Source organism: Streptomyces sp. NPDC057280, assembly GCF_042668605.1.
Classification (GTDB): Bacteria; Actinomycetota; Actinomycetes; order Streptomycetales; family Streptomycetaceae; genus Streptomyces.
The window spans coordinates 66,173-76,628 of sequence record NZ_JBHUYR010000011.1; the positions used below are offsets into that span (position 1 = coordinate 66,173).

Annotated in this window: 6 protein-coding genes; 3 read left to right on the forward strand and 3 right to left on the reverse strand. The window is 75.3% G+C overall.

Annotated elements, in window-relative coordinates; all coding sequences use genetic code 11:
* Positions 1-125: 125 nt before the first annotated feature.
* Complete coding sequence (locus tag ACFUO4_RS39100) at positions 126-860, forward strand: Type 1 glutamine amidotransferase-like domain-containing protein (protein WP_383494169.1); 735 nt, start codon at positions 126-128, stop codon at positions 858-860.
* 120 nt (positions 861-980) lie between these two features.
* Here ACFUO4_RS39100 and ACFUO4_RS39105 read toward each other — a convergent pair whose 3' ends face one another.
* Both ACFUO4_RS39105 and ACFUO4_RS39110 read right to left on the reverse strand, forming a co-directional pair.
* Positions 981-1,631: a response regulator transcription factor gene (locus ACFUO4_RS39105; RefSeq protein ID WP_383494172.1), complete on the reverse strand. Its 651-nt coding sequence runs from the start codon at positions 1,629-1,631 to the stop codon at positions 981-983.
* The gene (locus ACFUO4_RS39110) at positions 1,628-2,239 is read right to left on the reverse strand and encodes a LuxR C-terminal-related transcriptional regulator (RefSeq protein WP_383494175.1); all 612 of its coding nucleotides are present in this window, start codon (positions 2,237-2,239) and stop codon (positions 1,628-1,630) included. Before ACFUO4_RS39110 ends, ACFUO4_RS39105 begins: the two co-directional genes overlap by 4 nt.
* Before the next feature lie 451 nt (positions 2,240-2,690).
* Between ACFUO4_RS39110 and ACFUO4_RS39115 the strand changes: the two genes are divergently transcribed.
* The gene (locus tag ACFUO4_RS39115; protein ID WP_383494178.1) at positions 2,691-5,759 is read left to right on the forward strand and encodes a type 2 lanthipeptide synthetase LanM family protein; all 3,069 of its coding nucleotides are present in this window, start codon (positions 2,691-2,693) and stop codon (positions 5,757-5,759) included.
* A gap of 495 nt (positions 5,760-6,254) precedes the next feature.
* Positions 6,255-9,170 carry an AAA family ATPase gene (locus ACFUO4_RS39120; protein ID WP_383494181.1) on the forward strand — a complete coding sequence of 972 codons (2,916 nt, stop codon included), beginning with the start codon at positions 6,255-6,257 and terminating at the stop codon, positions 9,168-9,170.
* A gap of 15 nt (positions 9,171-9,185) precedes the next feature.
* Here the strand turns inward: ACFUO4_RS39120 and ACFUO4_RS39125 are convergent, their stop codons facing one another.
* Positions 9,186-10,427 carry an MFS transporter gene (locus tag ACFUO4_RS39125; protein WP_383494184.1) on the reverse strand — a complete coding sequence of 414 codons (1,242 nt, stop codon included), beginning with the start codon at positions 10,425-10,427 and terminating at the stop codon, positions 9,186-9,188.
* Positions 10,428-10,456: the final 29 nt, after the last annotated feature.

The following is a 10,456-nucleotide window of genomic DNA, read 5'->3' on the forward strand; positions in this document are numbered from 1 at the left end:
GGGACCGCTTCGAGTACCGGTCCCCGCCGCGCTGCCGGCATTGCGTCCCGGGACGCCCGACCTGCGCGCGGCCTTCACCTTTCGGCCACGTTTTCCGCCGGGTCGACCGGTATACGATCACGCGCGTGACAGCACCCGAACCCACCATCGTGGCCACCTCCGGCGGTGCTCGCCCCGGCCGTCGCACACGGGTGCTCTTCGACGCGCTGGTCCACCACGCGGTCGATCTCTCCGGCGTGCACGGCAGGCGTCCGCGCATCCTCCACGTCGGCACCGCCGCGGGAGACTCCGAGCTGGTCGCGGCGCGGGTCGCCGAGGCGGCCCGGGTGGCGGGTTACGACCTCACGCCGCTGCACTTGTTCCCCATGCCCAACGTCGAGGACATCGAGGCCACGGTGCTCGACCACGACGTGGTGTGGGTGGGCGGCGGATCGGTCGCCAACCTGCTCGCCGTCTGGCGGGTGCACGCCGTGGACGACATCATGCGGCGCGCCTGGCGGGCGGGAGTGGTGCTCGCCGGCGTCAGCGCGGGCTCGATCTGCTGGTTCCAGGGCGGCACCACCGACTCCTTCGGCCCCGAACTGCGCCCGGTCACCGACGGACTCGCTCTGCTCCCCTACGGCAACGGCGTGCACTACGACTCCGACGAGGGCCGCCGCCCGCTGATCCACCGCCTGGTCGCCGACGGCACCTTCTCCGAGGCGCACTGCACCGATGACGGGGTGGGGCTGGTCTACCGGGGCACGGAACTCGTGGGGGCGGTCGCGGAGTTGCCGGGGAAGGCGGCGTACCTGGTACGGCGGGAGGACGGCCGTGCCGTGGAGGAGCGGATCGAGCCGCGTCGGCTGCCGCCGGCCTGAGCGGCCCCTCTCCCACGACGCCACGTACGAGCGCGCGGGGCGACGGGCCGGACCTCGATGCCGTCGGCATCAGGTCCGTGCAGGCCCGCGCCCCGCGTCGTGGACGGGTGCTTCCAGGACTCAGACCAGGCCGTGGCGTACGGCGTGGGCGACCGCGTGCGCGCGGTTGCGGGCCTGAAGCCGGGTCATGAGTTCGTAGATGACGTTCTTGACGGTGTGTTCGGAGCAGCCCAGCAGCAGGGCGATGTCGGCGTTGCCGTGTCCCTCGGCCATCAGACGCAGCACCTCGGTCTGCCGCGCGGTCAGGGCGGGCGTGCGGGTGGCCGGCGCCGCGTCGGGGCGGTTGCCGGTGCTGAGCATGCCGGTCAACTCCGGGTAGGGGATGCTCGGATGAGGGTGCGCGGCCCGCAGGACGGCCTTCAGGAGACTGTCCTCGGTCAGTTCGGCGGCGCCGATGACGACGGCGCCGGCCCGCAGGGCCCGTCGGCGGTCGTGTGGGCTGACGGTGTCGCAGACGAACAGCACCGGCCCGCGCGTGCGCGGCGCGCGCAGCGCCCGGCCCGCATCGGCGGCGACGATCACCGTGACCGTCCCCGCGGACCCGTACGCGTCCGCGGCGCACCGCAGTCCGGCGCGTTCGGCCAGCGCCCTGACCCGTTCCGCGCCCGGGCCCGGCACGAGGCGCACCGCGACAGCCGAATCCGCGGGCGGCACCGTCACAGCCGCGGTCACGGCGCCGGCGGCGGGCGGCGCGGTCAGGGTGGCGGTCACAGCAGGCCCGCCCGCAGGGCGTAGGCGACCGCGTGCGCGCGGTTGCGCAGCCGGAAGCGCTGGGTGATGTCGTGCACGACGGTGGTCACGGTGCGCGGCGAATACGCCAGCCGCTGGGCGATCTCGGCCGTCTCGTGCCCCTCGGCCACCAGGCGCAGCACGGAACGCTCCCGGTCGGACAGCATGCCCTCGCTCCACCCCCCTGCGCCCCGCACGGACGCGTCCGGTTGATCCAGGAGCTCCTCCAGCAGGCCGGGCGGCAGGGTGCAGTCGTCCCGCGCCGCGGCCAGCACCGCGTGGGCCAGCCGGGCGGCGTCGGCCTCGCGGCGCAGCAGCAGGCCGCGGGCACCGGCGGCCAGAGCGTGCAGCACGTCCCCGGCAGCGAGGAGGCCCGCCACCAGGACGACGGCGGGGCGGTGGGTCTGGGTGCGGGTGGCACGCACCATGTCGAGCTCGGCCGGACCGAGCCGGTCCACGGTGAGGACGGCGACCCGCGCGTCCGCGGGCTCGCACACGGTCAGTTCGGGCCGGACGAGCAGGGTCGCGCGGATGCCTGCCTCCAGCACCGGGTCGAGTGCGACCACACTGACAGGTACGGGTGCTCCCATCTGCTGCTCCTTGGAAGGTCGTGCGCCCGGCCTGAGGCTGCGCGGGCAATCTGGCGTGGGGACTTGCCCACACCCTGCCGTGCGCACCAGCGCCGGGGCATCGGTAGCGGGACCCCACATTTGCGCCCCGGCCACACCCCGCACCCCGGGGACACCGGGCAGGCGTGCACGTCCCCGGCCGCTCAGCGGGCCCGGCGGCACGCGGCGCAGGCGCAACGGCGCCCGGCATGGGGGTCATGGGGGGTACCCACCCCCACCCAGGACCCCCCACCCCAGTCGGACCCGGCCGCACCCCCATCCCCGACCCTGCCGCACCTCTGCCGGAGCACGCCTGCCACCTGCGGTTTCCGTGCCGCGTCCCCCATACCCCCACCGGTGCGGAGAGGGGTGGGGAGAATATGGGGGACGGTTACCCATGTGGGGGCCGTAGGGGGTCTGCGACCTTCTTCTCGTGACCGACACCGCCAGCCTCCCGACTCCCCGGAGCGCCGGACTGCCCGCCACCTGGTGGGCCCCGGCGCTGACCCTCACGGAGCGGCTCGCCGCCCCCGGGCTTCCCGGAGCGGCCTCCGCCACCGCCGCCCACGGGCCGCTGCCCTGGGCCGTCGGCGACGCGGAGGGCTTCGCCCTGCGGCTGGACCGCCTGGGCGTGGACGGCGCCACCGCGGCGGCGCTGGCCGCCGAGCCCGCCGAACGCCTCGCCCGGCGGACCGCCAAGCCCGACTGGGCGTCCTTCGCGGAGGAGGTGCTGGCCGCCGCACCCGACGATCTCACCGAGGTCGAGGCCGGCGGCGAGGGCCCGGACGCCTTCGCCCCGGTCGTCAGGCCGCTGGTCGCCACAGCCGCCGCCCGCCTCGCCGCGCTGATGGACGACGTCCCGGAGACCGAAGCCACCGTGTGGCGGGACGGATTCACCGAACGCCTGACCCGGCAGCTGGTCCGGCAGGCCGCCCGCACCCTGGTCCGGGAACTGCACGCCGCCCGGAGCGCCGGGCGCCTGGCGGGGGCCGGTCCGCGCGAGCGGTTCGTCTCCTTCACCGCGGCCATCGGCACCCGCCGCGGGCTGTCGGAGCTCTTCGCCGACTACCCGGTGCTGGCCCGGATGCTCACCCGGACCGCCCTGGACGCGACGCAGGCCGCCGCCGAGCTGGCCGCCCGCTTCCAGGCCGACCGCTCCGCCCTGGCCGCCACCCTCCTCGACGGCCGCACGCCGGGCCGCCTCGTCCGCGTCGATCTCGGCCGCGGCGACGCCCACCAGGGCAACCGGTCCGTGGCCGTCCTGCACTTCGCCGACGGCAGCCGGCTCGTCCACAAGCCCCGCCCGCTCGACCAGCACGCCCTCCTCGACCACCTGGTCGCCTGGCTCAACGCCAAGGTGCCCGGGCTGGGCCTGCGCACCCCGCGCACGCTGCGCCGCGACACCTACGGCTGGCTGGAGTTCATCGAGCACCGCTGGTGCACCTCGGTCACCGAGACCGACGCCTTCTACCGCCGCCAAGGGGCCCTGCTGGCCCTGCTGTACGCGGTGGACGGCGCCGACATGCACTACGAGAACGTCATCGCCCACGGCGACCAGCCGGTCCTGGTGGACGCCGAGACGCTGCTGCACACCGGTCTGAGGCAGGCCCTCACGGCGGGCACCGACCCGGCCGCGGACGCCCTGGCCGCCTCCGTCCACCGCACCTGCCTGCTCCCCCACCTGCTCATCGGTGAGCACGGCGCCCTGGACATCTCCGCGCTCGGCCGGGACACCGACGGCACCTTCCCCAGCGAGGGCCTGCGCTGGGAGGACAGCGGCCGGGACACGATGCGGGCGGTACGCGGCCCGCTGCCCAGCCCCGCCGCCCAGAACCACCCGCTCCCCCACGGCACCTCCCTCACCGGCGCCGACCACACAGCGGCCCTGCTGGGCGGATTCCGCACCGCTTACGCGGCGATCGCCGCCCACCGCGGCGAACTGCTCGACGCCCAGGGCCCGTTGGCCCGGTGGGCGGAGCGCCCGGCCCGGCTGATCGCCCGCGCGACCCGGCTGTACGCCACCCTCCTGGAGGAGTCCACCCACCCCGCGCTGCTGGGCGACGCGCTGGCCCGGGAAGGGGTGTTCGCGGTGCTGTGGACGGAGTCCGCGCACGACACGGCGCGCGAGCGTCTCACCGAGCACGAGACCGCGGCCCTTTGGCGCGGCGACATCCCCTTCTTCACCCACCGGCCCACCGGCACCGAGGTCCGGGCCGATGACGGCACCCCGCTGCCCGACGTGCTTCCGGTGGCCGCCGCGACGGCGGTGCGCGACAAGCTCGGCCGCATGGACGAGGTCGACTGCCACGACCAGGAATGGATCATCTCGGCCACCCTCGCGGTACGCGGCGCGAACTCACCGCTCGATCGCCCCCGTTCGGAACTGGCCCCCACCCCCGTGCCACCGGCGGCACCCGAGCCGTCCCGCCTGCTGGCCGCCGCGTGCGGGATCGCCGACGAGATCACCGCCCGCGCGGTACGGGACGGCTCGCGCGCCAACTGGATCGGGCTGGAACGGGTGTCGGGACCCCACTGGGCCGTCCTGCCCATGGGGGCGGGCCTGGCCCAGGGCTACTGCGGGGTCGCGCTCTTCCTGGCCCACACCGAGGCACTCACCGGCTCCGGGCGCTACGGCACGGCAGCCCGTGAGGCGGTCCGCCCGCTCCCCGCCCTCCTCAAGGCGCTCGCCGAGGACCCCGAACTGAGCGCGGCGGCCGGACCCGGCGCCTACGACGGGCTCGGCGGGATCGTATACACCCTGGTCCGCCTGGCCCAGATCCTCGACGAGGGCCTGCGGGCCTGCCTGCCGGACGCGCTGACCGCACTCGGCCACGCCGCAGCCGCGTGCCCCGACCCCGGGCTGGCCCAGGGCCGGGCCGGGGCACTGGCCGCCGCACTCGCCGCCTACGAGGCCACCGGTGATCCGGCGGCCCTGCGCCTGGCCGACCGGATCGCGAGCCTGCTGCCCACGGCAGCGGCGGACGACCACCTCCCGGCCACCGCCGGTCTCGCCGACGGCACCGCCGGAATCGTGTGGGCGCTGCGGCGCTGGGCCCACCACCGGCCCGAGCGCGCCGCCGGCGTCGAAGCCGCAGCCCGCGCCCTGCTCGACGCCACGCCGCACAGTCACGGCGAAGCGGACCTCTCCTGGTCGCACGGACTGGCCGGAAAGGCCGCCGCCGGTCTCCCGGAGACCACCGCCCGGCTCGCGGACGCCCCCACCGGCCCCGACCTCAGCCTCACCCAGGGCGCCCTCGGCCGGCTGGAGGCCCTGGCCATCCTCGCCGGACAGGGCGACACCGCAGCCCGCTCGGCCCTGGGACGGCACAGCGGCCACGTCCTCGCCCTCGTCGAGGCCCAGGGCCACCGCTGCGCCACCCCCGACCACGTTCCCACCCCCGCACTGATGACCGGCCTGGCCGGCATCGGCTACGGACTGCTGCGCCTGGCCGACCCGAGCACCGTCCCGTCGGCCCTGCTCCTGCACCATCCCGCCCACTGACCCACCCGCACCTCCGCTCGTCAGCACAACGGCTCCTCCCACCTCCCACCCCGTGCGCCCCGCACGGGACACCAGAAGGGACCACCGTCATGGACAAGCACCTCGTCGCCGCCGACACCGCCGAGTTCACCGCCGCCGACTCCGCCGAGACCGCGCGCACCGAGCAGGACACCGCGGGCGGCATCACCCTCTCCGGCCGCAACCGCGCCTGCGCCCGCGCCCGCGTGCTGGCCGGCATGGTCCTCACCAGCGGCATCGTCATCACGCTGAGCACCCTGGACACCTCGCCCCCCCCACCCCGCTCCCGGGCGCGGGCCCGGGGTGGGGGGGGGGGGGGGGGCCCGGCGGGGGCGGCCCCCCGCCGCCGCGTTCCCGCCCCTGCCCCCTCGCCCGCACGCTCCAGCCTCCCGGCCCGTACCCGCGGCACGCCAGAAGGTGATCGCGACCAGGGCGCCATCTGCCCCCGCCCCATTCCGCCGACTAACATCAGCGTTCATGCGTTCCCATACGCCTTCCCTGGTCGGGCGGGACTCCCAACTCACCCAGCTCGAACGCGCCATGGCCGACGCGAGGCAGGGCATGGGCAGCGTCCTCTTCCTGGTCGGCGAGGCCGGAGTCGGCAAGTCCCGTCTCGCCGCGGAAGCCGTGGGCGAAGCCCTGGGCTCCGGAATGCGCGTGCTGCGCGGCCGCAGCAGCACCACGGGCCCCGCCGTACCGTTCCGGCCGCTGACCGAGGCGCTGATGTCGCTGTTCCGCGGCGGCGACCCCATGGACGACCTCGCCCTCGGCCCCTACCGGCCGGTCCTGGGCCGGCTGATCCCGGACTGGGACACCGGGGAACGCGACAGCAGCTCCATGGTCATCCTCGGTGAGGCCGTGCTGCGCCTGCTCATCGCCGCCGGCCGCGGCCAGGGCCAGTTACTGCTCCTGGAGGATCTCCACGACGCCGACCCCGAGACGCTCGGCGTCCTGGAGTACCTGGTCGACAACCTGGCGTACACGCCCATCGTGCTGGTGGCCACCGTGCGCACCGACATCAGCGACGCCCTCGACCTCGCCCAGTCCGCGCGGCGCCGCGGCGCCGCCACCGTGATCGAACTGCCGCCGCTGTCCCAGCCGCAGGTGCACCAGGTGATCGCCGCCCAGCTCGGCGCGGACAGCCCCGACGACGTGCCCGCCGAAGTGCTCAGCAGGCTGTGGGAGGACAGCTCGGGCAGCCCCTACCTCGTCGAGGAACTGCTGCAGTCGATGATCGGTTCGGGCACCCTGGTGCAGGGCCCCGGCGGCTGGCGCGCCGTCGGCGACCTGCGCCGTGACGTTTCCTCAACACTCGCCCGCGGCATCCTGCGCCGCATCGACCGGCTCGGCGCCCAGGGCCTGACCCTCCTGTCCGCCGCCGCGGTCCTGGGCCGCCGCTTCCCGCTCTCCGTCCTGCAGCACATGACCGGCGTCGACGACCGGGCCCTGCTCGGCCACCTGCACGCCGGCGTCGCCGCCCGGCTGGTCGTGCCCGACGAACCCGCCCCCGACTGGTACTCCTTCCGCCACTCCCCCACCCTCGAAGCCCTGTTCACCCAGATGACACCGGGCCAGCGGGCGGAGCTGGCCCGCCGGGGCGCACAGGCGGTGGAAGAACTCCACCCCGCGCTGGAAGGCGACTGGTGCGCGCTGGCCGCCGGCCTGCGCTGCGAGGCCGGCGACCGGGTCGAGGCCGGGCTCCTGTACGCCGACGCCGGCGGACGCGCCCTGGCCGCGGGCGCACTGAACTCCGCCGTGACCCTCCTCAGCCGTGCCGAGTCCCTGCTCGCCGACGCCGACGACCCCCAGGCGCGGGCCTCGGTCCTGGAGAACCTGCTGCCCGCCCTCGCCGAAGCAGGCGACTTCGCTCGCGCCTTCGACCTGGTGGACGACCTGCACGCCCTCGGCGGCGCCGGCCTGAGCGCCCAGCGCCTGGCGACACTGCACGCACGGCTGGCCAAGGTCGCCCACACGGCGGGCCGGTGGAGCGACGGCAACCGGCAGATCGTCCGCGCCCGCGAAGTCCTGGCCGCCGCCCCCGACGAAGCCACCGCGGCGGCCGTGGACGTCACCGCGGCCTACCTCGCCCTGGACACCCCCGGCCCGGACCGCACCCAGCACGCCGAGAAACTGGCGCGCTCCGCCGCCGACGCCGCCGAACGCCACCAACTGCCCGTCGTCGCCTGCCAAGCCTGGGAACTGCTCGCCACCGTGGCCCGCGAACGCGACCCGCAGGAATCGGCGGCCATGCTCGCCCAGGCCCAGTCCGCCGCCGAACGCCACCGGCTGCCGTTGCAGCGCATGTACGCGGCCACCCGCATGGGCGGCAACGCCTGGCTCGCCGAGGGCGACACCGCGGGGCTGCTGACGGCCCGCCAGGAGGCGCTGCGGCTGGGCTCGGTGAACATCGTGCACACCGTCGACGGCATCCTCGTCCTCGACGCCGTGCTGCGCGGCGAGGACAGCGCCGCACGCTCGGCCGCCGCCGAATGCCTGGCCGTCGTCCGCCGCCTGCGCCTGGCCCCGGCCGTGCGCTACGTGCTGATGGCGCAGGCCACGCTGGAGGCCCATCGCGGGGACCGGCCCGCGATGGAAGCGGCGCTGGCGGCCTTCACCGAGTGGGACGGCGCCGGTTCCCAGGAGGAACCCCTCTGCCTGGGCCTGGCGCGGGCCTTCTGCGCCCTGCTGGAGGAGAACCGGGACCTGGCGCGCACGGAGTTGGCGGCGGTCAAGGCGCTCGAGGCGGACAACCCCTCCACCTACCACCTCAGCGGCACCCACGGCCTGCTGCTCCTGCTGGACGTGCTGGACGGTCACGCCGACCGGGCCCGGCACGCGGAGATCAAGGCGACCGCCATGGCCCGCATGCGCTGGAACCGGCAGTTCGTCGACCTCGCCGAGGCCGTCCTGCTGGGCCGGGACGGAGCCGGGGCGGACGCGACGGGCGCCGTGGACCGGGCCCTGGCCGTGGCCGAGCCGTATCCGCTGGCTCAGCAACTGGGGCTGCGGCTGATCGCGGACGCCGCTCACCAGGACGACTGGGGGGATCCGGTGGGCTGGCTGCGGCGTGCCGAACACTACTTCCACGAACGGGACATCGCCGCCGTCACCGGCGCCTGCCGGGCAGGCCTGCGCCGCCTGGGCGCCCCGGTGCACCAGCACCGCACCGGCACCAGCGGCATTCCGGAGCAGTTGCGCACCCAGGGAGTGACCGTCCGGGAGTTCGACGTGTTCCGGCTGCTCGCGGAGCGTCTGAGCAACAAGGACATAGCCGACCGGCTGTTCATCTCGCCCCGGACCGCGGAGAAGCACATCGCCAGTCTCATCACCAAGACGGGAGCGGCCAACCGCGCGGATCTGTGCGCGCGATCGGCCGCTCTGCGCTCCGGCTGAACGGTGGGCCGGCGCTCAGCGCATCTCCCGCACCGCCCGTGAACCGAGCACCGCGAGCCCGGTGCCGGCCAGCACCACGGCCACCACGCCGAACAAGGCCAGGTGGCTGGTCCCGGCCAGGGCGCCGCACAGGATCAGTGACAGCGGGGCAGCGGCGTAACCGAGGACCATGTCGACGGAGACCACCCGGGTCAGTACGTCCTGCGGGATGTTGCGCTGGATCCAGCTCAGCCCGAAGACGCCCTGGTAGCCGATGGCGAAGCCCATGGCCAGGACGGTCGCGATCACGACCGGGGTGCTCTGCGCCAGACCGAGCACGGCCATGCCCGCGCCCAGCCAGCCGGCGAGGGCGGCCACCAGAAGACCGACGCGGGGCCGTCCGCCCACGGCGCCGCCGACGAGGGTGCCGAGCACCGCTCCCCCGGCCAGGGTGCCGTTGAGGACGCCGAGCGTGGCCGACCCGCCGCGCAGCACCTGGTCGGCGAGGGTGGCGAAACCGACCGTGAAGGGGCCCGCGTAACAGAAGTTGACCGCGGTGTCGAGGGCGACGATGGTGCGCAGGCGCGGGTCGCGCAGGGTGAAGGTGACGCCCTCCCGGATCCGCGCGCCGAGGGATGGTCCCGACTCGGCAGGGGCGCTCCTGGCGGGCCGCGGGCGCGTGCGGATGCGGGCCACGCACAGGCCGCACAGGGCGAAGCAGACCGCGTCGACGAGGAAGGCGACCGGCGCCTGCGTCAGCGCGATCACGACACCGCCGACGGCGGGGCCCACGATCGCCGCCGTGCGCGCGCCGGCCCCCAGCAGGGCGTTGGCCGGGGCGAGCAGGTCCTTCTCGACCACCGACGGCAGGATGGAGACACGGGCGGGCTGGAAGAACGCGTCGACGGCTCCGAAGGCGGCCGCCGCCGCGCACAGCATCCACACCGTCAGGTGCCCGGTGAGTCCGGCGGCGCCGACCGCGGCCATCAGCACGGCGCGGGTCCAGCTGGAGGCGACCATCAGGGTGCGGGTGGACCAGGTGTCGCCGAGGGTGCCTCCCACCAGGGTGAGCAGCGCGCGGGGTACGGCCTGGAAGGCCAGGACGTAGCCGAGGGTGAGGGTGGACCCGGTCAGGCTCAGGGTGATCCAGGAGAAGGCGACGACGCTGAACCCGTCACCGAGCAGGGAGAGCGCCTGCCCCGTCCACAGCAGGCGGAAGGAACGGTGCCGGGCGGGCGCCCACAGCCGCGGACGGTCCGCGGCGAGGGTGGTGGCCATGGGGGTGCCTCTCTTCGAGGGGACGTGTG

Excerpts from the sequence above, each read along its gene's own strand:
- ACFUO4_RS39110 (WP_383494175.1), bottom strand. The coding sequence starts at position 2,239 with ATGGGAGCACCCGTACCTGTCAGTGTGGTCGCACTCGACCCGGTGCTG.
- ACFUO4_RS39125 (WP_383494184.1), bottom strand. The coding sequence starts at position 10,427 with ATGGCCACCACCCTCGCCGCGGACCGTCCGCGGCTGTGGGCGCCCGCC.
- ACFUO4_RS39120 (WP_383494181.1), top strand. The coding sequence starts at position 6,255 with ATGCGTTCCCATACGCCTTCCCTGGTCGGGCGGGACTCCCAACTCACC.